The organism is Pseudomonas sp. SLBN-26 (assembly GCF_006715895.1).
GTDB classification, from domain to species: Bacteria; Pseudomonadota; Gammaproteobacteria; order Pseudomonadales; family Pseudomonadaceae; genus Metapseudomonas; species Metapseudomonas otitidis.
Genome location: NZ_VFOB01000001.1, coordinates 1,100,480 through 1,121,999 on the forward strand (window position 1 = coordinate 1,100,480; position 21,520 = coordinate 1,121,999).

At 67.9% G+C, this 21,520-nt stretch carries 20 protein-coding genes and 1 pseudogene; 4 read left to right on the forward strand and 17 right to left on the reverse strand.

What is annotated here, in order from left to right:
• Positions 1-11 precede the first annotated feature (11 nt).
• From FBY21_RS05000 to FBY21_RS05035, 8 genes are all read right to left on the reverse strand, one after another.
• On the reverse strand, positions 12-1,628 hold the full coding sequence (locus tag FBY21_RS05000; protein ID WP_142009121.1) for a gamma-glutamyltransferase family protein: 1,617 nt from the start codon (positions 1,626-1,628) through the stop codon (positions 12-14).
• Positions 1,629-1,645: 17 nt separating this feature from the next.
• Positions 1,646-2,737 (reverse strand): polyamine ABC transporter substrate-binding protein, encoded by a 1,092-nt coding sequence (locus tag FBY21_RS05005; RefSeq protein ID WP_142009124.1) that lies wholly within the window; start codon positions 2,735-2,737, stop codon positions 1,646-1,648.
• Positions 2,738-2,751: 14 nt separating this feature from the next.
• Positions 2,752-3,531 carry an amino acid ABC transporter ATP-binding protein gene (locus tag FBY21_RS05010; RefSeq protein ID WP_107330027.1) on the reverse strand — a complete coding sequence of 260 codons (780 nt, stop codon included), beginning with the start codon at positions 3,529-3,531 and terminating at the stop codon, positions 2,752-2,754.
• Between the two features lies 1 nt (position 3,532).
• Positions 3,533-4,303, reverse strand: coding sequence for an amino acid ABC transporter permease (locus tag FBY21_RS05015; protein ID WP_074971685.1), 771 nt, complete (start codon positions 4,301-4,303; stop codon positions 3,533-3,535).
• 14 nt (positions 4,304-4,317) lie between these two features.
• Positions 4,318-5,127 (reverse strand): ABC transporter substrate-binding protein, encoded by an 810-nt coding sequence (locus FBY21_RS05020; protein WP_044402811.1) that lies wholly within the window; start codon positions 5,125-5,127, stop codon positions 4,318-4,320.
• Positions 5,128-5,186: 59 nt separating this feature from the next.
• Positions 5,187-5,855 carry a GntR family transcriptional regulator gene (locus tag FBY21_RS05025; RefSeq protein ID WP_074971683.1) on the reverse strand — a complete coding sequence of 223 codons (669 nt, stop codon included), beginning with the start codon at positions 5,853-5,855 and terminating at the stop codon, positions 5,187-5,189.
• A 273-nt stretch (positions 5,856-6,128) separates the two neighbouring features.
• Positions 6,129-6,587, reverse strand: a complete 459-nt coding sequence (locus FBY21_RS05030; protein WP_142009126.1) for a GNAT family N-acetyltransferase — start codon at positions 6,585-6,587, stop codon at positions 6,129-6,131.
• Between the two features lie 171 nt (positions 6,588-6,758).
• The gene (locus tag FBY21_RS05035; protein ID WP_142009128.1) at positions 6,759-6,986 is read right to left on the reverse strand and encodes a DUF3079 domain-containing protein; all 228 of its coding nucleotides are present in this window, start codon (positions 6,984-6,986) and stop codon (positions 6,759-6,761) included.
• A gap of 183 nt (positions 6,987-7,169) precedes the next feature.
• On the opposite strand from FBY21_RS05035, the gene FBY21_RS05040 reads away from it, so the two are divergent.
• The 4 genes and pseudogenes from FBY21_RS05040 to FBY21_RS05055 all read left to right on the forward strand — a co-directional run bounded on the left by FBY21_RS05040 (position 7,170) and on the right by FBY21_RS05055 (position 10,595).
• The gene (locus tag FBY21_RS05040; RefSeq protein WP_142009130.1) at positions 7,170-8,159 is read left to right on the forward strand and encodes a peptidase U32 family protein; all 990 of its coding nucleotides are present in this window, start codon (positions 7,170-7,172) and stop codon (positions 8,157-8,159) included.
• Positions 8,160-8,167: 8 nt separating this feature from the next.
• Positions 8,168-9,055: a U32 family peptidase gene (locus FBY21_RS05045; protein WP_044402826.1), complete on the forward strand. Its 888-nt coding sequence runs from the start codon at positions 8,168-8,170 to the stop codon at positions 9,053-9,055.
• Positions 9,052-9,513 carry an SCP2 domain-containing protein gene (locus FBY21_RS05050; RefSeq protein ID WP_142009132.1) on the forward strand — a complete coding sequence of 154 codons (462 nt, stop codon included), beginning with the start codon at positions 9,052-9,054 and terminating at the stop codon, positions 9,511-9,513. Before FBY21_RS05045 ends, FBY21_RS05050 begins: the two co-directional genes overlap by 4 nt.
• Positions 9,514-9,630: 117 nt before the next feature.
• Positions 9,631-10,595 (forward strand): annotated as a pseudogene (locus FBY21_RS05055) (GNAT family N-acetyltransferase).
• Positions 10,596-10,867: 272 nt separating this feature from the next.
• Here FBY21_RS05055 and FBY21_RS05060 read toward each other — a convergent pair.
• From FBY21_RS05060 to FBY21_RS05100, 9 genes are all read right to left on the reverse strand, one after another.
• Positions 10,868-11,596 carry a BPL-N domain-containing protein gene (locus tag FBY21_RS05060; protein ID WP_142009135.1) on the reverse strand — a complete coding sequence of 243 codons (729 nt, stop codon included), beginning with the start codon at positions 11,594-11,596 and terminating at the stop codon, positions 10,868-10,870.
• 140 nt (positions 11,597-11,736) lie between these two features.
• Complete coding sequence (locus FBY21_RS05065; RefSeq protein WP_142009137.1) at positions 11,737-12,507, reverse strand: hypothetical protein; 771 nt, start codon at positions 12,505-12,507, stop codon at positions 11,737-11,739.
• Between the two features lie 231 nt (positions 12,508-12,738).
• Positions 12,739-14,076, reverse strand: a complete 1,338-nt coding sequence (locus FBY21_RS05070; RefSeq protein ID WP_142009139.1) for an LLM class flavin-dependent oxidoreductase — start codon at positions 14,074-14,076, stop codon at positions 12,739-12,741.
• Entirely contained in the window at positions 14,063-15,619 is a 1,557-nt protein-coding gene (locus tag FBY21_RS05075; RefSeq protein ID WP_253543644.1) for a DHA2 family efflux MFS transporter permease subunit, read from the reverse strand. Before FBY21_RS05075 ends, FBY21_RS05070 begins: the two co-directional genes overlap by 14 nt.
• Positions 15,620-15,917: 298 nt before the next feature.
• Entirely contained in the window at positions 15,918-16,667 is a 750-nt protein-coding gene (locus FBY21_RS05080; RefSeq protein ID WP_142009141.1) for a tRNA-dependent cyclodipeptide synthase, read from the reverse strand.
• Positions 16,668-16,672: 5 nt separating this feature from the next.
• The gene (locus FBY21_RS05085) at positions 16,673-17,449 is read right to left on the reverse strand and encodes a 2OG-Fe(II) oxygenase (protein ID WP_044403202.1); all 777 of its coding nucleotides are present in this window, start codon (positions 17,447-17,449) and stop codon (positions 16,673-16,675) included.
• Positions 17,450-17,539: 90 nt separating this feature from the next.
• Positions 17,540-18,487 carry an aliphatic sulfonate ABC transporter substrate-binding protein gene (locus FBY21_RS05090; RefSeq protein ID WP_253543646.1) on the reverse strand — a complete coding sequence of 316 codons (948 nt, stop codon included), beginning with the start codon at positions 18,485-18,487 and terminating at the stop codon, positions 17,540-17,542.
• Between the two features lie 2 nt (positions 18,488-18,489).
• Positions 18,490-20,952 carry a TonB-dependent receptor plug domain-containing protein gene (locus tag FBY21_RS05095; RefSeq protein WP_142009143.1) on the reverse strand — a complete coding sequence of 821 codons (2,463 nt, stop codon included), beginning with the start codon at positions 20,950-20,952 and terminating at the stop codon, positions 18,490-18,492.
• Positions 20,953-21,015: 63 nt separating this feature from the next.
• Positions 21,016-21,510: a RidA family protein gene (locus FBY21_RS05100; RefSeq protein ID WP_044402848.1), complete on the reverse strand. Its 495-nt coding sequence runs from the start codon at positions 21,508-21,510 to the stop codon at positions 21,016-21,018.
• Positions 21,511-21,520: the final 10 nt, after the last annotated feature.

Below are 21,520 nucleotides of genomic sequence, written 5' to 3' on the forward strand. Positions count from 1 at the left end.
GGTCGCTTCCTTCAGCAGACGGCGATGTGGGAGTCGGCGCGGGGCTCGGTGCCGCCGCAGAGCACGCCGGTCTGCGGGTCGCGGACGATGATCTGGCCACGACCGAAGTCCGTCAGGTCGCAGGCCACCTGCACCTCGTGGCCCCGGCGGGCCAGGGCGAAGGCCAGGTCGCGGGAGGCGGCCTGCTCGATGCCCACCTTCAGCCCGCCCAGCCATTGCCAGCGCGGGGCGTCCAGCGCGGCCTGGGGGTTGAGGCCGAAATCCACCAGGTTCATCACCATCTGCACGTGGCCCTGGGGCTGCATGTAGCCGCCCATGACGCCGAACGGCCCGACGGCGACGCCGTCCTTGCTGAGGAAGCCGGGGATGATGGTGTGGAAGGTCTGCTTGCCCGGGGCCAGTGCGTTGACGTGGGTGGGGTCGAGGCTGAATTCCGAGCCGCGGTTCTGCAGGGCGATGCCGCTGTCCGGCAGGACCACGCCGGAGCCGAAGCCGTGGTAGGCGCTCTGGATGAAGGACACCATGTTGCCTTCGCCGTCGGCGGTGGCGATGTACACGGTGCCGCTGGCGTCGGGGTTGCCGTGCCGGGGCGGGGCGGCCTGCTCGCCGATTTCGCCACGGCGGCGAGCGGCGTAGTCGTCGGCCAGCAGCGCGGCGGTGCTGACACGCATGTGCTCGGCGTCGGTGATGAAGTGCAGGCCGTCGGCGTAGGCGAGCTTCATCGCCTCCAGCTGGCGGTGCCAGGTGAGCTGGCTGTCGCGGTGGTCGAAGTCGAAGCCCTGGAGGATGTTGAGGGTCATCAGGGCGATCAGGCCCTGGCCGCTGGGGGGAATCTCCCAGACGTCATAACCCCGGTAGTTGACCTTGATCGGCTCGACCCAGCGCGGCCGGTAGCCGGCCAGGTCGGCGCTGCCGAGGTGGCCGCCGCTGGCGGCGGCGTGGGTGGCCAGGCGCTCGGCGAGGGCGCCCCGGTAGAAACTCTCGCAGCGGGTCTCGGCCAGCTCGGCGAGGGTGCGTGCCTGGGCCGGGTTGCGGAACAGCTGGCCGGCACGTGGCGCCTGGCCGTCCACCAGGTAGGTGTCGAACCAGGTTTCCAGCGCCGGGTGCTCGGCGCGGCTTTCCTGGTATTCGCGGCGTGCCACTTCCCACTGGTGGGCCACCACCGGGGAGACCGGAAAGCCGTCGCGGGCGAGGGTGATGGCCGGTTGCAGCAGCTCGGCGAAGGGCAGCCGGCCGAAGCGCGCGGACAGCTCGGCCCAGGCCGAGGGGCAGCCCGGTACGGTGACCGGCAACCAGCCGTGCACCGGCATCTGGGTGTGCCCGGCGGCCTTCACCGCGTCGATGCTAAGCGAGGCCGGTGCGCGGCCGCTGGCGTCGAGGCCATGGAGTTGGTCCTTGACCCAGACCAGGGCGAAGGCATCGCCGCCGATGGCGCAGCCGGTGGGCTCGACCACGGTGAGCGCCGCCGCCGTGGCGATGGCGGCGTCGATGGCGTTGCCGCCGGCGCGCAGCAGGCTGATGCCGGCTTCGGCGGCCAGGGGCTGCGAGGTGGCGACCATGCCATTGCGGGCGAACACGCTCTGGCGCTGGGAGGCATAGGGGTATTCGTGGGCAGAGAAGCTCAGCATGGAAAACTCTCTTCGGTTCAGCGGTCGGTCTTGATGCGGGTCCACTCGCGGGTGATCACGCGCTGGATCTTCGGTGGCAGGTCGGCGGAGACGTAGAGCTTTTCGATCACCGCGTCGCTGGGGTAGATGCCGGGGTTGTCACGCACCTTGGGGTCGAGCAGTTTCGTGGCGTCCGGGTTGGGGTTGGCGTAGCCGACGTAGTCGCTCACCGGGGCGATCACCTCGGGGCGCAGCAGGTAGTTCACCAGGGCGTGGGCGCCCTTGGGGTTCTTCGCGTCACGGGGGATGGCGAGCATGTCGAACCAGAGGTTGGCGCCTTCCCTGGGGATCACGTAGCGCACGTCGATCTGCTTGCCGGCCTCCTGGGCGCGGGTGCGGGCCTGCATCACGTCGCCGGAGTAGCCCACGGCCACGCAGATGTCGCCATTGGCGAGGTCGGTGGTGTACTTCGAGGAGCTGAAGTAGGTGATCGACGGGCGCAGTTTCTGCAGCAGCGCGGAGGCCTTGGTGTAGTCGTCTGGATTAGTGCTGTTGGGGTCCAGGCCGAGGTAGTGCAGGGCCTGGGGGATGATCTTCACCGGCGCATCGAGGAAGGCCACGCCGCAGCCGTGCAGCCTGGCCAGGTTCTCGGGCTTGAACACCAGGTCCCAGGAATCCAGCGGGGCGCTGTCGCCCAGGGCGGCCTTGACCTTGTCGAGGTTGTAGCCGATGCCCACGGTGCCCCACATGTAGGGCACGGCGTAGCGGTTGCCGGGGTCGGCGGCTTCCAGGCGCTGCATCAGGCGGGGGTCGAGGTGCGTCCAGTTGGGCAGCTGGGCGCGGTCCAGGGGCTGGTAGACGCCGGCCTTGATCTGCTTGGTGAGGAACTGGCTGGAGGGCACCACCAGGTCGTAGCCGGAGTGACCGGACAGCAGCTTGGCCTCGAGCATTTCGTTGGTGTCGAAGACGTCGTAGCGGACCGGGGTGCCGGTCTCCTTCTCGAAGTTCTTCAGGGTGTCCGGGGCGATGTAGTCGGACCAGTTGTAGAAGCGCACGGGCACTTCTTCGGCCTGGGCGGCGAGGGCGCAGGCGATCAGGGACGTGCTGGCCAGCAGGGGGAGGGCGCGCATGGGGTGTCCTTGGGTCAGAGAACGCGGCTGAGGAATTCCCGCGTACGCGGGTGGTGGGGGTTGCCGAAGACCTGGGCCGGCGGGCCTTCTTCGATGAGCTCGCCCTGGTGCAGCACCACCACGCGGTCGGCCACTTCGCGGGCGAAGCCCATTTCGTGGGTGACCACGACCATGGTCATGCCGTCCTCGGCGAGTTCCTTCATCACCTGCAGCACCTCGCCGACGGTTTCCGGGTCGAGGGCGCTGGTGGGTTCGTCGAAGAGCATCGCCTGGGGCTTCATCGCCAGGGCGCGGGCGATGGCCACCCGTTGCTGCTGCCCGCCGGACAGCTGGCTGGGGTAGTGCCCGGCCTTGTCCGCCAGGCGCACCCGGGCGAGCAGGCGCTGGGCCTGTTCGATGGCCTCGGCGCGGGGCACGCCGAGGACCTGGGTGGGGGCCTCGATGATGTTCTGCAGCACGGTCATGTGGGGGAACAGGTTGAAGCGCTGGAAGACCATGCCGATGTCGCGGCGGCGCCGTGCGATGTTGCGTTCGGAGTCGCGCACCAGGCGGCCGTCGGGGCGTTCCCGGTAGCCCATCAGCTCGCCGTTGACGCGGATGCTGCCACCCTGGATGTCCTCCAGCAGGTTGATGCAGCGGATGAAGGTGGTCTTGCCCGAGCCGGAGGCGCCGATCAGCACCACCACTTCGCCCTTGCGCACCTCCAGCGAGACGCCCTTGAGGATCGTCAGGTCGCCGAAGGCCTTGTGCACGTCGCGGGCCTGGATCACCACGTCGTTCGTGGTCGGGATCATGTCAACGCCCCCTCAGCAGTTTCAGGGCCTGCTGGCCGAACAGGCGCCCCGAGGCGGCCGGCGCCGGGGACTCGGACCGCCCGAAGCGCACCTCCAGCCAGCGCTGGAAGACACCCCAGAGGGTGGTCAACAGCAGGAAGTACAGGGCTACCACCAGGTACAGCTCGAACACCCGGAAGGTGGCGGAGGTGACCATCTGGGTGCTGAGCAGCAGCTCCTGCACGCCGATCACGCTCACCAGGGTGGTGTTCTTCAGCATCACGTTGAACTCGTTGCCCAGTGGCGGGACGATCACGCGCAGCGCCTGGGGCAGCACGATGCGCCGCATCAGCCGTGGGAAGGTCATGCCCAGGGACCGCCCGGCTTCGTACTGGCCCTTGTCCACCGCGCCGATTCCGGCGCGGATGATCTCGGCCATGTAGGCGCCTTCGTTGAGGCCCAGGGCGATGATCGCCGCCTGGATGTTGCCGGGCAGGATGAACAGCCCGAGGTCCAGGTCCTCGAAGCGGAACACCCCGCCAGCGGCCAGTGCCGTGTAGAGGAAGACGATCTGCACCAGCAGCGGTGTGCCACGCATCAGCCACACGTAGAAGCGCACCGGGTATTGCAGCACGGGGTTGGTGGACAGCCGCATCAGCGCTGCCAGCAAGCCCAGCGCGCAGCCCAGGAGCATGGCGCTGACCGCGATCACGCAGGTCAGCCAGAGCCCGTACAGGTAGATGTCGCTGGGCCTGAGCAGGTACTGCCAGAACACATCCCAACTGAAGTTCATGGGGTCACCTCGGCTCAGTCGAGCTTGTCGCCTTCGATGTGCCATTTGGCGAGAAGGGCCTGGTAGCTGCCGTCGGCCTGCATGTCGCGGATGATCTGCTGCACGGCGGCGCTCAGCTGCGGATCGTCCTTGCGGATGCCGACCCCGGTGAGGATGCGGGCGAAGGCCGGGACGCCGATCTCGAACAGGTCGGGGGCCATGCCCTGGTAGTAGCCGGCGGTTTCCAGGGTGGTGCCGTAGGCGTCGGCCTGGCCGACCCGCAGGGCCTGGAAGGCGTCGGTGTCGGTGTTGTAGACGACGATCTTCATCGGCGCCTTGCCGGCCTGGGCGAGCACCTGGTTGTGGGCGTCGAGCAGGGTGCGGATGGTGGAGCCGTTGAGCACCGCGACCTTGCGCCCGGACAGGTCGTCGAGGCTGCGAATGCCGCGAGGGTTGCCCTTGCCGACCACCACGGCCTGGCTGGAGTACATGTAGTTGACCATGTCGATCACTTCACGCCGCTCGGGCTTGTCGAACAACTGGTCGACGAGCATGTCGCACTGCCCGGCGAGCAGGGCGGGAATCAGCCCGGAGAAGGGCGTGACGCGCCATTCGATGGCCTTGTTGCCCAGGCGCTGGGCGAAAGCCTGGCCCAGCTCGACGGTGAACCCGGTGGGTTTCTGCGCGCTGTCGTAGAAGCCCATGGGCGGCGAGTCCATGCCGCCGCAGAACACCAGTTTGTCGGTGTTCTTCAGGCGGTCGGGAATCTTCACCGTGTCGGCCTGGGCCAGTGGAGCGGCCAGGCAAAGGGCAAGAAGGCACTGCGGGATCCTGCGTACGAACATGATCAGCTCCTGTGGGCGGGGTTGCCGAGGCAGTTCAGGGGAGGAATGAAGGCCGGGTCTCAGGCGCCCGTTGCTTCAAGGAATTCCAGCAGCGAGGGCACGGTGCCCTCGATGTGTTCGCAGATCACCCGCTCGGCTTCGCGGGCATCGCCGGTGCGCAGGGCGTCGAGGATCACCGAGTGTTCCTCGCGGGCGCTCATGGGCTTGTCGACGTGCTGCAGCCAGAGGCGCATGTGTGGCTCGATCACCGAGTAGAGGGCGTTGATCTGGCGCATCAGCCGTGGCCGCTCGGCCAGGCTGCAGAGGTATTCGTGGAAGGCGCGGTGGCGGCTGACCCACTCGGCGCTGTCGTCGCGGTAGTCGTCCATTTCGTCCAGCTGGCGTTCCAGGCGGGCCAGGTGGCGCTCGGTGAGCTTGGGCACGGCCAGGCGGATGGCCAGGCCTTCGAGGGCGCTGCGCATTTCGAAGACTTCGCGCATCTCCTCGATGTTGAGGCCGCTGACGATGGCGCCGCGGTTGGGGCGCAGGGTCACCAGGCCTTCGGCCGCCAGGCGGCGGAAGGCTTCGCGCACGGGCATGCGGCTCATGCCGATGTCGGTGGCGATGTCCTCGGCGATCAGCCGGTCACCGGTGCGGTACTGGCCTTTGCAGATGGCGTCCAGCAGGTAGCTGTAGGCCTCTTCTTCGGCGGTGGCGGGGGCTCGCTCGTAGTTGGGGACCAGGCGCATCGGGGTGGCTCCGTTTGTATTTTTGGATCCAATTATCCATACATGCACCAATGCACGCGCTGTGCCAAGGTGCGGTGGCAACGGACAAGTGATTGATGTGACGGGAATTATCCGGTCGAGAACCGGCTGTGCAGGGGAGGAGGGTGGGGCCGGGCGTAACACCGGAAGGGCGCAGGATGCTTCCTCCTGGTGCGGGCTGTAACCGCTGCGCCCACTCGGTGAGCAGGCGCAGGTGGGGAAGAGGGGAGCGAGGCGGGACCTCGCTCCGGGGCGTCACAGCGCCATGCGGTATTCGATCACGCCGGGTTTCTCGGCGATCCAGTCATACAGGCGCTGGGCGGTGTGGTTGGTCTCCTGGGTGTGCCAGTAGAGCCGGTCGCAGTGGCGGGCACGGGCCTGGCGCTGGACGTGTTCGATGAGCTGCTTGCCGATCATCCGCCCACGGGCTTCGGGGGAGACGAAGAGGTCCTCCAGGTAGCAGAAGTCGTTCTGCCCCCAGGTGGAGCGGTGGAACACGTAGTGGACGAAGCCGAGCACCCGCTCGCCCTCGACGGCCACGGCGCACTCCACCGGCTCGGCCGCGTCGAAGAAACGGGCCCAGGTGCGCCGGGTGATCTCCGGCCCAAGCTCCACTTTGTAGAACACCTGGTACTGGCCCCAGTACGCCTGCCATTGCTCGAAGTCCGCTTCCGTCACGGGGCGAACGGCTACCACCTGCTGCATCGCTGTCATGGGTATGAATCCTTGCTGGTCTTGAAGGCCTGGGTCGGCAACTGCCAGGACCCAGGCCGGGATTTATACCGAGCGAGTGGAGGGCGAAGTCGGACCAATCCGAGGCAGGTGGGCAGACCACTTGGGTGGCGGTACGGTCCGTGAAGGCGAGGAGGGCGCTGAGGGATCGGATCAGAGGCTTGCGGCCTTTCGGGCCCCGGCTTCGGCGTCGTCTTCGGCTTCCGCGACGTCGATGCCCCAGTCGCCGTGGCGGTACCAGTCATCGCCCAGCATCTCGACCGGGTGCATGGTGCGGTCGGCGCCGTTGCCGCAGGCCAGGGAATCCGCCGGGCAGTAACGGTCGCAGCCCCAGCAGATGCGTTCCGGGTGGCGGGGATGCAGGGGGAATTTCTTGGCCATGGCAGCGCTTCCGATTGTCTGGACGAGATCCAGGCTAGGCCCACGGGGCGCTGCAACCTTGACGCGGATCAAGGCTGCGCAGGGTGGCGCTACGCGCCCGGCCAGGCTGCCTTGACCGTGGTCAAGGCAGCCGCAAATGCGCTGCCTAGACTGGCGCATCGCCGTTCGAGCAGGAGTCGTTTCATGCATCTGGTCTGTCCGGCGGGCAGTCTGCCCGCCCTCAAGGCTGCTCTCCAGCAAGGCGCGGATGCCATCTACGTGGGCTTTCGCGATGACACCAACGCACGCCACTTCGCCGGGCTCAACCTGGACGAGCGTCAGCTGGAGACCGGCCTGCAGCTGATCCGCCAGCGCGGCCGACAGCTTTACGTGGCGGTGAACACCTACGCCCAGCCCCAGGGCTGGACGCGCTGGCAGCGTGCGGTGGACCAGGCGGCAGCGCTGGGCGTGGATGCGTTGATCGCGGCCGATCCCGGTGTGCTGGCCTACGCCAGCCGGCGCCACCCCGATCTCAACCTGCACCTGTCCGTGCAGGGCTCAGCCACCAACCCGGCCGCGCTGGCGTTCTACCAGCAGCGCTACAACATCCGCCGCGCGGTGCTGCCCCGGGTGCTGTCGTTGGCCCAGGTGCGCCAGGTGGCGGAAAAGAGCAGCGTGCCGCTGGAGGTGTTCGCCTTCGGCAGCCTGTGCATCATGGCTGAGGGCCGTTGCCACCTGTCGTCCTACGTGACGGGGGAGTCGCCCAACCTCTGTGGCGTGTGCTCGCCCGCCAAGGCGGTGCGCTGGCAGGAGGACGCCGAGGGCCTGAGTTCGCGCCTCAGCGAGGTGCTGATCGACCGCTATGCGCCGGGAGAGCCGGCGGGCTACCCGACCTTGTGCAAGGGCCGTTTCCTGGTGGAAGGCCAGCGCTTCCACGCGCTGGAGGAGCCCACCAGCCTGAACACCCTCGACCTGATCCCGCAGCTGGCGGAAATGGGCATCGCGGCGGTGAAGATCGAGGGCCGCCAGCGCAGCCCGGCCTATGTCGAGCAGGTCACGCGCGTCTGGCGCGAGGCGCTGGACGCCCACGCCAGCGGCCGCTTTGCCGTGCAGGAGCAGTGGCGCAAGGCACTGGACGGGCTGTCGGAAGGCAGCCAGACGACCCTCGGCGCTTACCACCGATCCTGGCAGTGAGGACCCCCATGAAACTGAGCCTCGGACCCGTGCTGTTCTACTGGAGCCGCAGCAAGCTGCTGGACTTCTATGCCGAGATGGCCAGCCAGCCGCTCGACATCATCTACCTGGGCGAGACGGTGTGCTCGAAGCGCCGCGCCCTGTCGCTGGACGACTGGCTGGGCCTGGCCCGCGAGCTGCGCGAGAGCACCCGGGCCGAGCTCGTGCTGTCGGGCCTGGCGCTGGTGGAAGCGTCCTCGGAACTCTCCAGCCTTCGCCGCCTGTGCGACAACGGCGAACTGCTGGTGGAAGCCAACGACATGGGCGCGGTGCAGTTGCTGGCGGAGCAGGGCAGGCCCTTCGTCGCCGGCCCGGCGCTCAACCTGTACAACGCCCATGCGCTGATGGAGCTGCAAGCCTGCGGCCTGCAGCGCTGGGTGCCGCCGGTGGAATGCTCCGGGCGCCTGCTGGAGGACTGCCTGCAGCAACTCGACGCCTTGCAGGCACCGCGCCCGGAGGTTGAGCTGTTCGCCTACGGCCATCTGCCGCTGGCGTATTCGGCCCGCTGCTTCACGGCGCGGGCCGAGAACCGGCCCAAGGACGATTGCCAGTTCTGCTGCCAGAACTACCCCGAAGGCATCCCGCTGCTGAGCCAGGAAGGCCAGGCGCTGTTCACCCTGAACGGCATCCAGACGATGTCCGCCGAGGTGGGCAACCTGCTGGCCGATTACCCCGGCATCGCAGGCCGTGGCGTCGATGTGCTGCGCCTCAGCCCGCGCGCCGAAGGGATGGACAGGGTCATTGGCGAATTCGCCGCCGTGCGTGACGGCGCCTTGCCGCCACTGGCGGTCAATGGTTGCAACGGCTACTGGCACGGCAAGCCGGGGATGCTGGCCGTGGAGGAGGGTGGGCTATGAGCGTCGCCAGATGGGCGTTGAAACTGGGCCAGCCGCTGCTGCCCTACAGCCGCCACGTGCCGTTCGCCATCCAGCGCCGGGTGATCGAGCTGGCTGCCGCGCGGTTGTTCGCCACGCCGCTGTCCGAGGGGGCGTTCCATCTGCTGGAAAATCGCTGGCTGCGTCTGGAAGTCAGCGACCTGGGCCTGGCCTGGTGCGTGAGTTGCAGCGGCAACCGGCTGCGGGTGGCTCAGCGCCGTTCGGTGGACGTGTGCATCCGCGGCACCTGGCGCGACTTCCTGCTGCTGGCCAGCCGCCAGGAGGACCCGGACACGCTGTTCTTCCGTCGGCGCATGGTCATCGAAGGCGATACCGACCTGGGCCTCGGCATGAAGAACCTGCTCGACGGCCTCGATCCGGACCAGCTGCCGCCGAGGCTGTGGCAGTTCATGCAGGAGATGGGGGCGCAGGTGCGGTGAGTGCGTTCCAGCCGTGCCTACAGGTCGAGCCTGCATCGGCTGATCAAGGAAAAGCGCTCAGGTCGTTCGTGATTCCTGCGTAATGCCTTAAAGTGGCCGGTCGCAGAAAGAACCGTTATGGCCGTAGCCATGAAGGGCTTTCATTCTTTACGGATACGTGTGTGGTGAAGATGAACAAGCCTTTCATTTCGCTGTGCCCTGAAATCACTCGGGCACACGCGCTGACGTTGATGGACTGGTTGGAGGATGAGCGCGTCACCTGCTACCTGAGCGATTCACGTGATGTGTCGCGGTCCATCGAGCAAGCCATGGATCGGACGCAAGCGCCGATCCTGACCCATCTGTTCAACCGGGACGGCCGATTCTTCCTGGCTTTCGACCGGCACGACGCCCCGGTGGGCTTTGTCCGCCTCATCAAGACCGGCTCGGAGTGCGAGATCGTCCTGGCCATCGGAAACAGCGGCGAATGGGGCCGCAACCTTGGCGCCCGCACGATCCGCGAAGGCATGAAGCTGGCCTTCCTCGACATGCGGGCCAAGAAGCTGATCGCCAAGATCCACCCGGACAACCTGCGTTCGCTGAAGGCCTTCCAGCGCAGCGGTTTCCTGCTCGAGAGCGAAACGCCGGCATTGAAGTCGTTTTCCATGACGGCAGGGCGCTACCTGCAGTTGTTGCGCGAAGGTGCCCTTGGCGATTCCACCGGGATCTACATCACCGAGTTCGACAAGGCCAGGCTCGAGAGCCTGATCGTCCTCGAGGAAGGCCCGGCCGTTGTGGAGCTTGAACATGAGATCGAGCGAGCGACCGTGGTCACGCCGGAACAGGTGGCGCGCGATGTCGTCACGATGAACTCCCGGGCCTTGCTGCAGGTGGACGACGAAGAGATCGAAGTGGTCCTGGTCTATCCCGAGGATGCCGACAGCCGCGCCGGGAAACATTCCGTGTGCTCCGACATCGGCGCCGCCATCCTGGGCTACCAGGAGGGTGACGCCATCGACTGGCGAATCTCAGACCGAACCCGCCGGATCGAAATCAGGAAGGTGCTTTACCAGCCGGAAGCAGCGGGCGATTTCCACCTGTAGTTGAGTGAGCAGGCGCCAGCCAAACGAAACAGCCTCGACCAGCGCCTAGTGGCGAAGGTCGAGGCGATATCCAAGCAAGCAAAGCGGGGCGAGTGAGCCGGCAGAGTCATCAGTGACGGCCAACCCATAATATGCGATTTAACATAATCTACATTATGGGTTAATTGCGTGTTTCCTGGCTGAGTGATTCCCCAGTGCTTTCCACGCTGCGGATACGCTGGAAATCGTCCTTGGCTCGCTCTTCGATTTTCTACGCCGTTACCACGCGGCGATCACCGCCCGGCGCGTTCCTTCATCTGCGCCAGCATGGCCACCAACAAGTCCTGATGTTCGTCTGCATCGGATGGCAACCCATCGGCGGCGTACCAGGAACTGTCCGCTTCGTAATGCGGGCCGATGATGCCGACCGTGCCTTTGCCGTAGGACGAGATCCGCGCGGCGATGCGTCGGGATTTCGTGTAGTACGCCGTCGCCTCGGCGCCAGCCGGGAGCCGGCTGCCGAAATGCGGGCCGGCCTGGTAGTAGACGTCACGCTGCTGGTGGCCTGCGGGCAGCTGGATGGAGATGAACTGCGCCGTGTTGTCCTTCGGGATTTCCTGGTCGACCTCGGCCAGCTCGATCAGACCAAAGGCCGGGACGCCTTCCTTCTCGTCGGCATAGCGCCCAGCCAGGTAACCGCCGGCACAGATGCCCAGGTACTGGCCTCCCTGGGCGACGAAGTCGCGGATGGCCTGTACCTGGCCGGCGGACAGCTCCGACAAGGTGTCCATGATGTCGTCCGAGCCACCCGGCTGTACGTAGAGATCGGCGTCCTCGAGCACCTCGGCGCCGAGTTGGTCTTCATCCACCAGGCGGACGTCGTAGCGTTCTTTCTGCAACAGTTCAGCGACGGTCTTCGCGCAGCCGTCGCAGGTGCCGGCACCGTCGAAGATCACCGCCAGTTCGGCCTTGGCCAGCAGCGGAAACACCAGGGCCACGGCGGCCAGTACAGTCTTGTTCATCAGCACAGTTCCTTTGTGTTGGAGTGGCACGGGCACTACATGTAACAAACCCGTATGGCGGTTAATCGGTTATGACAGCGTCAATTTACGCAAGCCTTGAGCGTCGACGAGAAGGGGCGCTCCCCTCCTCCCCCTGCCCCTCAAAGGTGCGCGTCGACCTCACTGGCAATGCGCCCCAATGCCAGCCACACCGTGTACTCCCGCTGGAACGGCAGCGCGGGCTCGACGGTGATGTCCAGGGGCGTCAGCCCGGTGAGGATGTCCTTTCGTTCATCGCGGGGCAGGATGGCCACGTGCCGGAATGGCTGCCGCAGGCCCTTCGAGAGCACCAGTGTCGGGGCATCGCCAGTGATTCGAATGGGCAGGGATTCAGCTGAGGTGATGGGTTGCGCCAGGACCGAGAAGACCGGGTCGATGCTCTTCTCCAGCTCGACGAAGCCCACCAGGACCAGCAGCACCTGGCGTTGGCTGGGCAATGCCAGCGAGAAGACCGAGCCCACAGGCGCCGTGGTACGGGCCTTCCTGGGCTTGGGTGGCGACACCTTCACAGGCTTTTCCGCCGGCTGAGGGGTAGCCAGCCTGGCTTCGAGCGCTTTGAGGGTCTTGCGACGGGCCGGCACATCCCTGGGCGCATCGCGCTCCCACACGAACAGGTCCCCGCCCGCGCGCAGCAGCGACAGCGCCTTGTCCTTGAGCGTCTCGTCCAGCCGGCCGTACTTCCAGGCCGTGTCGGCCAGGGCGACGTACACCAGGCAGGCCACCTCAGGCTCGCCCAGCCGTGCGACATGGCGGCCCAGGACCTTCTGGCAGGCCTCGCCGTGGGAAAGCCCGTGCTTCAGGAGCTGGACGTAGTCATCCCGTACATCACAGGTCGTGTCATCGGAATACAACCCCGCACCCCAGGCGCCCATGTTCGGTCACGCCTGCTCGATGGGGAACGCAAGGCGCAGCGCGAGGGATGCAGGGCTCGACGTGCTGCCGCCCCTCTCTGTCCGGACATCGGTGGTCGGGGATTGGAAAGGGTTGTCCATGTGCTGCCGCTCCGTGATGAAAGCGGGAAATCTACCGCTCTTCGGCCGCGATCACCACGTCGGAGCGGAACGCCCGGATTGCAGTCCGGGGATTCCGACAGCCTGGCCGCGCTACGCGAAATGCCGGTTGGCGACGCGCTGCAGGCCGAGGTTCTCGCGCAGGGTGCGGCCTTCGTATTCGCGGCGGAACAGGCCCAGGCGCTGCAACTCCGGGATCACCAGGTCGACGAAGTCCTCCAGCCCGCCCGGCAGGTGGGTGAACAGCAGGTTGAAGCCATCCGCCGCGCGCTCTTCGTACCAGCAGGCCATCTCCTCGACTATCTGGCTCGGCGTGCCCACCAGCAGGCGATGGCCGCCGGCGCCGAGCGTGCGCAACAGCTGCGCGGCGGTGGGCTTCTCGCGGCGGATCAGGTCGATCACCAGTTGCTGGCGGCTCTTGTGGCGCTCGGTGACCGGCAGCGGGTCGGGCAGTACGACCGGCGCATCCGGCGGCAGGCGTTCCAGGTCGATGCCGATGTCCAGCAGGAAGGACAGCGCCTTGAGCGCCGCCTCCGGGTCCACCAGCGCCTGCAATTCCTCGTGCTTCTCCTGCGCCTCGCTGGCGGTGCGCCCCACCACCGGAGCCAGGCCGGGGAACACCTTGAGTTCACCCTCCTCGCGCCCGGCCAACGCCAGGCGCTGGTGGATATCGGCATGGAAGGCCTTGCCCTCCTCCAGGGTCTGCTGGGCGGTGAACACCAGCTCGGCGGTGCGCGCCGCCAGGGCGCGCCCGGCTTCGGAGGAACCGGCCTGGGCGATCACCGGCCAGCCTTGCAGCGGACGGGGTGCATTCAACGGGCCGCGCACGCGGAAGTGCTCGCCTTCGTGGTCCAGCACGCGCATGCGCGCCGGCTCCAGCCAGGTGCCGGTGGCCTTGTCCAGGGGGAAGGCGTCGTCGGCCCAGCTGTCCCAGAGCCCGGTGACCACCTCGAAGAACTCCCCGGCGCGCGCGTAGCGGTCGGCATGCTGCAGGTGCTCGGCGCGGTTGAAGTTCTCCCCGCCGATCAGCGCCGTCACCAGGTTCCAGCCGGCGCGGCCGCCGGACAGGTGATCCAGCGAGGCGAACTTGCGGGCGATGGTGTAGGGCTCGTTGTAGCTGGTGTTGGCGGTGGCGATCAGGCCGATGTGCCGGGTCGTCACCGCCAGCGCCGGCAGCAGGGTCAAGGGGTCCCAGCGCAGGCTGTAGGCGCTGCTGCGCAGCACACGCGGGTCCAGCTCGCCCACCGCCACGTTGTCGTTGAGGAACAGCGCATCGAAGCGCCCACGTTCCAGGGTCTGGGCGTAGTGCCGGTAGCGCTCGAAGTTGATCGAGGCGTCGGCGTCCGCCCGGGGGTGGCGCCAGCTGCCGGCATGGGCGCCGGAGCCGGAGAGGAAGGCACCCAGGCGCAGGCGACCGTCACGCCTTGCCATGGCTGGGCTCCTGCTCGGCAGCCGCATCGGCGGGCGCGACCACCCGGGCCCGCAGCAGCAAGGCGACGCTGGCCCAGACCAACAGCACGCTGGCGGCGAGGAACAGCATCACCGCCTGGTAGCCCTGGAGGAAGGCGCCGTGCACCCAGCCCTGCAGCACCTCCGGGGCCTGTGCGAGGTGCGCGCCCAGCAGTGCCACGCCCTGCTCCGGCGCGGCCGCCGCACGGGCCAGCCAGTCGGTATCGGCCGCCACGCCCGTGGAGCCGGCCAGCGCGTGGGCGGCGAATGCGCGGTAGAGGCCCACGCCGACCGCCAGGCCGAGGCCGCCGCCGACGTTGTGCAGGGTCATCAGCGAGCCCATGGCCACCGAGCCCACCTGCTGCGGCACCGAGGAGATGCCCAGCACCGTGGACGGCCCGAGGATGCAGGCCCAGCCCAGCCCCATCACCGCGAAGGCGCCCAGCAGGTACGGCAGCGAGGTGCCCTCGGCGAAGCCGGCCTGCAGCAAGGCCGACAGGGTGAAGAACAGCAGCCCGGCCTGGATCAGCAGCGCCGGGCCCTTGCGGTCCACCAGCCGCCCCACCACCGGCGACAGCAGCGCCACGCCCAGGGTGGTGGGCAGCAGCAGCAGGCCGCTGGCCTGCACGCTCTCGCCACGGATCAGCGACAGGTACAGCGGCATCACGAAGAAGGCCACGCAGTAGAACAGCGCCAGGCCGAAGCTGGCGGTCACCGCGGCGACGAAGCGGCGGTTGGCGAACAGGCGCAGGTCGACGATGGGCGCACGCACCCGCAGCTCCACCGCGACGAAGGCGATGAAGGCCAGCGCGGCCAGGCCGATCAGGCCCAGGGTGGTGGCCGAGGCCCAGCCCCAGGCGCCGCCCTGGACGATCACCAGCACCAGGCTCGGCAGGCCCACCAGCAGCAATACGGCGCCGGCCCAGTCGAGTCGCGCGCCGTCCTGCTCGGCACGGGATTCGTCCGCCGCCAGTGCGATGATCGCCAGGCTGAGCAGCACGAAGGGCACGTTGACCAGGAAGATCCACTGCCAGCCGAAAGCGCTGGTGATCACCCCGCCCAGCACCGGTCCCACGGCGAGGCCGACGCCGTTGACGCCGAACAGCACGCCGAAGGCCTTACCCTGCTCCTCGCTGGCGAAGGTGGCCGAGACGATGGCACCGGAGGCCGTGTACAGCACCGCACAGGCCAGCCCCTGGGCCACCCGCGCGGCCACCAGGGCGTCGATGCTGGTGGCCAGCCCGGCACCGAGGGAGGCCAGGCCGAATACGGCGAGGCCGATGTTCAGCACCCGCCGGCGGCCATGCAGGTCGGCCAGCCGGCCCACCAGCACCATGGCGCTGGAGAGCGCGAGGATGAAGCCGTTGATCACCCATTGCAGGCTTTCCACCGAAGCACCGAGGTCGGCCTGCAGGGCCGGCAGCGCGGTGTTGACGATGGTGAAATCCACGCAGCCGAGAAAACTGGCGATGCTCACACCGAGCAAGGCCCACCATTTGCGTTGCTGTTGCGCAAAAACGCTCATGGGAACTCCTTCCGTCATGACAGGGGGTGGAGGCCGTCGTCCGTGTGGCGTGGGGCCGTTTTTGGTGCTGGAAATTTGTAGGGGCGAATTCATTCGCCCAGGCAGCCCGCAGGGCTGCGCCCTTTTCGCGGATGAATCCGCTCCCACGGGTGGTTCATCAACCCTCCGGCTGTGTGCCGGGTCGGTTGGCGATGCGGCGCATCGCTGGGCGAATGAATTCGCCCCTACAGGGAACGATCGTGCCCTGTGGGAGCGAATTCATTCGCGATGGCGGCGCAAGCCGCCCTTCATGGAACAGTCAGATCGCAATCGCACTCCCCGCCCAGGCCGGGTGCACGGCGCCCGGGAGGGTGAAGGGGATCGGGATGCCACGCTTCTTGAACTTGAGCGGCAGCCAGTGCACCCGATCCGGCGCGTGGGGCTCGATCAGCAGGCGCCGGGCGGTGGCCATGGCGTTGGTCATCTGCTGCGGGTAGATCACGTAGTCGTAGCCCTCCTCCGCCCACAGCGGGAGGATGATCGGCACCTCTTCCAGGATGTACTCGCGGCATTGCGCAGCCGCGCGCTCGACGTCGGCGTCCGGGTCGCGCAATCGCAGGCGCTCGATGAACACGCCGATGGTGGCCTCGATGGCGCCGCGCAGGTCCTCGCTCTCGCGGTAGAGCTGGTCCACCTGCTGGCGCAGCTCGGCGTAGCGGTCGGAGGCCAGCTCCTGGTTCCAGCGGCTGACCGTTACCGGTGCTTCCAGCCCCGACAGGTAGCGGCGGTTGCGCGCCAGCCAGGCGTCGCCGTCGCGGATCGAGGCGGACAGCGCCTCCCCCGGCGACTTGCCGTGCTTGTTGTGGCGCTGCAGGGTGTCGGCCACCACCACCTTCACCCGGCTGAAGCCGGACTTGTTGATCAGGTGCACGGTGGAGCTGAGCTTCTGCCCCTCGTGGTACTCCTGCCCCACGCTCACCGCCAGTACACAGCGCTTGCCGGTGAAGTCCAGCTCCTCGCCGCCCTTGTTGAAATAGGCTTTCAGGTTGATCGCTTCCACGTCACTCATGCTGCTTAGCTCCAATAGGCCAGGGGCTGGTCGTCGCCGAAATAACCGATGAATACGCCGAGGGTGATCCGCGTGGCGGTGGCCGAGGGGCGCACCGCATGGATCAGCCGCGGGTTGAGCAGGATCAGGTCGCCCGGCTCGGGCTTGACCACCACCTCCGGCGGCGGCAGCAGGTGCCGTTCGATGCCGTAGGCACGCGAGCCGCGCAGCCGCTCGTATTCCGCCTCGTCGGGCTGCTGGCCCCAGAACTCCAGTTCGCCGCCGTCCTCCGGGATGGCCAGGTAGACGTTGGCGGACAGCTGCGTCAGCAGCTTGGGCTCGTGGTCCTGGGGCGCGTTGCGCTCGAGGTTGTCGGTATGGGGGGTGAGGTCGGTGCCATTGCCGAGGAAGCGGGTGATGCCGACGAAGCACTTCTGCCCGTTCACATCCAGCAGGCGCGCGCCCTTGGGCCAGACCTCATCGAGCAGCAGGCGCAGCTCGTCGATGGGCGACGCCAGGGGCCGGAACACGTCGCGCACGCGGCGGATGGTGGGCACGGCCTGGGCGTGGTACTCGGCGCGGCTGGCCTCGTCGCCGATCTCGATATAGGCCTTGCCCAGGCGCACGAACTCGTTCTGCTCGCTGAAGGCGCTGCGCAGTTCGTGGCGGCTGAGCCGCTCACGGGCCAGTTCGACGGTGTCGGCCGGGGCAAAGCCCTTGATGAGGATGCCGTAGTGCCGGGCCTGGATCAGGCCGGCCAGGTGGTCGGCGGTCAGTTCATCGACCGTGGTGGTGATCAGCATGGTGTTGCCTCGCATGTATCCCTGAAATGGAACGTCCGTTGTGGGTTCGGGGAAGGGTCGGCCTGGGAGGAGCGTGGGCTTCGGGACGGGTCATGGATGCGCCTCCCCGTGGCTGTTGAAGCGCCGGTCCACCTGCTCGGCTGCCACGAAGCCGGGGCCGATCACACCCTCGTCCCGGTACAGCCGGGCGGTGTCGGCGAGGTCCTGCACCAGGGCCTCGTCCACGTCCACCCGCCGGGGCTGCGAGTAGCGGTTGGAGCGCAAATGCACCTCCAGTGGCAGGCCGCTCTGGCGCGCCTGGATCGCCGAGAAGGCCTCGACATGGGCGTTGGCCCAGTCCCAGGCGCGGCCGACGCGCTGGAGGAAGTCCCGCAGCTGCTCCGGCTTGTCGCGGATCGCCGCCGGGTTGGCCACCAGCAGCATGTTGCCGGCGAACAGCCCTTCCCCGCTGACCAGCACCCGCGTGCCGCCTTCCAGCTGCACCATGCTGGTGTACGGGTCCCAGGTGGCCCAGGCATCCGCCCCGCCGTTGGCCAGCAGGCTGCGGGACTCCCCCGGCTGCAGGAACACGAACGTCGCATCGCGCCCGCTGCGGCCCACCGAGCGCAACGCCGCCAGCGCCAGGTAATGGCCGATGGAGCCGCGCGTGGTGGTGATGCGCGTGCCCACCAGGGACGCGGCATCGGTGAGCGGCGAGCCCTCGGGCACGACGATGGCCACCGCCGTGGGCGTGACCTTCAGGCGCACCACGCCCACCGTCTTCAACCCGGCACCGGCCGAGGCGGCGAAGACGAAGGGCGCGACGCCCAGGGTGCCGACGTCCACCGCGCCGGCGCTCAGGGCCTCGGCCGTGGGCGCCGCCGCGCCGAAGGCGGCGAACTCGATGGGGTACGGCACCGACTCCAGCTCGCCGGCGGCCTGCAGCAGCACCTGCAGCGAGTTCTTCTGGCTCGACACGCGCAGCGCCTCGGCGCCCAGCGCGGGGGCAGCCCCCAGCGCCAGGCACAGGAGACCCGCCAGCAAACGTCCCGTGCCCATCATCAGAACGCCAGGCTCACGCGGCCGTAGTAGTAGCCGCCACCCAGGCCGTACGGGGAGAACATCCCGTACTCGTAGGTGCCGGCCCAGGGCACGATGCCGATCTTGTCCGGGTAGACGTCGAACAGGTTGTTCGCCCCCAGGGCCACGGTGAGGTTCTGGGTGACGTCGTAGGCGACGTCGATGTCGGTGATCCACTTGGCGCTGTAGGTGCGGTCGTTGGCCGGGATGTTCGAGCCCTCGGTGTATTCGCCGTAGCGGGTCAGCGTCAGGTTGAGGGTCCAGTCGTCCACCTTGTAGTTGGTGTTGAGGATCCACTTGTCCTTGGGCGTGGCCTTGGTCAGGTCGGTCTGCTGCTGGCGGTCGAACAGCACGTAGCCGGACCCCAGACTGGACAGCTCGGGCGGCGTGTCGGCGAGGTCGCGGATGGTGGTCTTGTTGTGGTTGTAGGCCAGGCTCCAGCGCACGGTGCCGTACTCGTCCAGCGGCTGGCGGTACTCGGCCACCAGGTCGACGCCCTTGGTGCGGGTGTCGGCGGCGTTGGCGAAATACTGGCCGGAAAGGTTCGGCGACAGGCCGTTGGCCACCAGGATCGCCGACACCGCCGGGCCGGTGAGTACGCCGGTCTGCAGGATGCGGTCGTCGATGTCGATCAGGTAGAAGTCGGCGGTCAGGCGCAGGCGGTCGGTGGGTTCGGCGGTGAAGCCCAGGCTGTAGTTGCGCGAGGTCTCCGGCTCCAGGGCCTTGGCACCGAGGGCGATGGCTTCCCGCGAGCCGGGGCGCATCTGCTTGGTGCGCGCGGTGGTGGTGGAGCCGCCGGCACCAAAGATGGTCACCGAGCTGGTGGAGGAGAACACGTTCTGCGCCAGGGATGGCGCGCGGAAGCCGTTGCTCACCGCCGCCCGCACCGCGTAGCCCGGGGCGAACTCGTAGCGGGTGGTGAACTTGCCGCTGAGGGTCTCGCCGATGTCCTGGTTGTAGCGCTCGTAGCGCAGGGCGAAGGCGTTGTACCACTGCGGGGTGACGTTGAGGCCGAAGTCCACATAGGCGGCGCCGCTGTGGCGGATCATGTCGCCAGCGTCCTCGGGGGTGGTGCCGTTGACCGAGAACAGGCCCGGGTCGGGTCGGCGCCCGCCCAGGCTGCCGCTGGGAATCACGTAGTTGCCGTAGTTGTAGGAGTTGGGCTCGCCCTCGGTGAGTTCGTACTTCTCCCAGCGGTATTCGATGCCGGCGGAAGTTTCCAGGGGGCTGTCCAGGCCGATGTCCAGCGCACGGGTCAGGTCCAGGTTGGTGGTCCACTGGTCGAAGATCTCGTCGGTCAGGTGGAAACGTCGCTGACTGAAATCCGGCCCGTTGGAGAGGTTGAGGTTGTTGTCGGTGTAGAGCTTGGCCTTGTCGCGGCCGTAGCTGGTGGAGAGGTCCCAGTCCCAGTCGGCGGCCAGGCCCTTGAGCCCGGCGAGGAACTGGTAGTCCGTCTCGTTCACCTCGCGGGTGGCCTGGCCGCCCTTGGGGTACGGCTGGTTGGCCAGCCAGTTGGTGGCGGTGATGTCGGTGGGCGCGCGGTGGCCGAGCACCTTCTTGCCGTCGCGGTAGCTGAGGGTGGAGAAGGAGTAGAGCTTGAGGTCCTCGCCCAGCGGCAGCTCCAGGTTGTAGGCGCTGCTGTAGGTGCGGTCGCGGCCCAGGCCGTACTCCTCGCCCCAGCCGTGGCGCTGGGTGATGCGCGGGTCCGGCTGGCCGTTCTCCAGGGTGCCGAAGTTGCCGCGCACGGCGCCGGCGCGGTCGTAGGGCTCCTGCACCTTGGCGTCGAAGGAGAGGTTGAAGAAGCCGCCCTCCCCCAGGCCGAAGCCGAAGTTGGCGGCCTCGTGGCCGGTGGTGCCGTCGCCGCTGTAGTACTGGCCGAGGGAGCTGTCCGAGGTGATCCCCTCGGCGTCCTTCTTGAGGATGATGTTGATCACCCCGGCGATGGCGTCGGAGCCGTACTGGGCGGCGGCGCCGTCGCGCAGCACCTCGATGCGCTCGATGGCGGCGGTGGGGATCAGGTCCAGGTCCACCGGCACGGCGGCGGTGCCGACCCGGGCGTTGTTGTTGATCATCGCGGTGTTGTGGCGGCGCTTGCCGTTCACCAGGATCAGCACCTGGTCACCGCCCAGGCCGCGCATGCTGATGCCACGCACCAGGAAGGCGGTGCCGCCGCCGTTGATGGTGGGTGCGTTGAAGGACGGCAGCAGGCGCGTGAGCATGTCCTTGAGGCCGTTCTGGCCGCTGGTCTTCAACTGCTCGCCGGAGATCACGTCCACCGGCGCGGGGCTGTCGGTCACGGTGCGCTGCTGGCTGCCGCGCACGCCGGTAACCACCACCGTGGACAGGGTCGGGTCGCTGGCGGCCACGGCCTCGCCGCCCAGGGCGAGGAGCAGCGCGGCGCTGAGGGGGGAAAGCGAGAAGGTCTTGCTGAAGGCGTTACGCATCACGGGACTTCCTGTAGGCGACCGCAACCCGGCCGCATCTGGCTCGATCTGTGGGGGATTGGGTCAGCGGGCCTTGGCGGCCACCGCCTCGACTTCGATCAGCGCGCCGGGCAGCACCAGCCCGGCCACCTGCACCGTGGTGCGGGTCGGCTTCAGCGGCTGCTTCTCGCTGCCGAAGAACTGCCGGAAGCCGCGCTGCAGGCCTTCGAAGTCCATGCGCCCGTCCAGCTTCGGGTCACCCACCAGGTACACCCGCAGTTGCACCACATCGCCCAGGCCGAGGCCGCGCGGGGCCAGGGCGGCCTCCACCTTGCGCAGTACGGCGACGGTCTGCGCCTCGGTGTCGCCGGCAGCGCGCAGGTCGTCCTTGGCGGCCTTGGGGTCGGCCGGGTCCGGCAGGATGCCGGAGACGAAGGTCAGCGCCGTGCCCGGCGGCAGGGTCGCCGACTGCAGGATCGGCGAGTTGGGATAGGTCGAGGGCACCCGCTCGATCTCCGCGGCCTGGCCGACGGTGGCGAAAAGGACCCCCAACCCCAGAAGGGCATGTTTGAAAGGCATCGCGAAAGCT

Bases quoted from the DNA above. Each gene is read 5' to 3' on its own strand.
- FBY21_RS05030 (WP_142009126.1), bottom strand. From the start codon at position 6,587: ATGACAGCGATGCAGCAGGTGGTAGCCGTTCGCCCCGTGACGGAAGCG.
- FBY21_RS05065 (WP_142009137.1), bottom strand. From the start codon at position 12,507: ATGGGCGCCTGGGGTGCGGGGTTGTATTCCGATGACACGACCTGTGAT.
- FBY21_RS05045 (WP_044402826.1), top strand. From the start codon at position 8,168: ATGAAACTGAGCCTCGGACCCGTGCTGTTCTACTGGAGCCGCAGCAAG.
- FBY21_RS05090 (WP_253543646.1), bottom strand. From the start codon at position 18,487: ATGGGCACGGGACGTTTGCTGGCGGGTCTCCTGTGCCTGGCGCTGGGG.
- FBY21_RS05015 (WP_074971685.1), bottom strand. From the start codon at position 4,303: ATGAACTTCAGTTGGGATGTGTTCTGGCAGTACCTGCTCAGGCCCAGC.
- FBY21_RS05010 (WP_107330027.1), bottom strand. From the start codon at position 3,531: ATGATCCCGACCACGAACGACGTGGTGATCCAGGCCCGCGACGTGCAC.
- FBY21_RS05075 (WP_253543644.1), bottom strand. From the start codon at position 15,619: ATGAGCGTTTTTGCGCAACAGCAACGCAAATGGTGGGCCTTGCTCGGT.
- FBY21_RS05095 (WP_142009143.1), bottom strand. From the start codon at position 20,952: ATGCGTAACGCCTTCAGCAAGACCTTCTCGCTTTCCCCCCTCAGCGCC.
- FBY21_RS05070 (WP_142009139.1), bottom strand. From the start codon at position 14,076: ATGGCAAGGCGTGACGGTCGCCTGCGCCTGGGTGCCTTCCTCTCCGGC.
- FBY21_RS05005 (WP_142009124.1), bottom strand. From the start codon at position 2,737: ATGCGCGCCCTCCCCCTGCTGGCCAGCACGTCCCTGATCGCCTGCGCC.
- FBY21_RS05040 (WP_142009130.1), top strand. From the start codon at position 7,170: ATGCATCTGGTCTGTCCGGCGGGCAGTCTGCCCGCCCTCAAGGCTGCT.
- FBY21_RS05080 (WP_142009141.1), bottom strand. From the start codon at position 16,667: ATGAGTGACGTGGAAGCGATCAACCTGAAAGCCTATTTCAACAAGGGC.
- FBY21_RS05025 (WP_074971683.1), bottom strand. From the start codon at position 5,855: ATGCGCCTGGTCCCCAACTACGAGCGAGCCCCCGCCACCGCCGAAGAA.
- FBY21_RS05100 (WP_044402848.1), bottom strand. From the start codon at position 21,510: ATGCCTTTCAAACATGCCCTTCTGGGGTTGGGGGTCCTTTTCGCCACC.
- FBY21_RS05020 (WP_044402811.1), bottom strand. From the start codon at position 5,127: ATGTTCGTACGCAGGATCCCGCAGTGCCTTCTTGCCCTTTGCCTGGCC.
- FBY21_RS05050 (WP_142009132.1), top strand. From the start codon at position 9,052: ATGAGCGTCGCCAGATGGGCGTTGAAACTGGGCCAGCCGCTGCTGCCC.
- FBY21_RS05085 (WP_044403202.1), bottom strand. From the start codon at position 17,449: ATGCTGATCACCACCACGGTCGATGAACTGACCGCCGACCACCTGGCC.
- FBY21_RS05000 (WP_142009121.1), bottom strand. From the start codon at position 1,628: ATGCTGAGCTTCTCTGCCCACGAATACCCCTATGCCTCCCAGCGCCAG.
- FBY21_RS05060 (WP_142009135.1), bottom strand. From the start codon at position 11,596: ATGAACAAGACTGTACTGGCCGCCGTGGCCCTGGTGTTTCCGCTGCTG.
- FBY21_RS05035 (WP_142009128.1), bottom strand. From the start codon at position 6,986: ATGGCCAAGAAATTCCCCCTGCATCCCCGCCACCCGGAACGCATCTGC.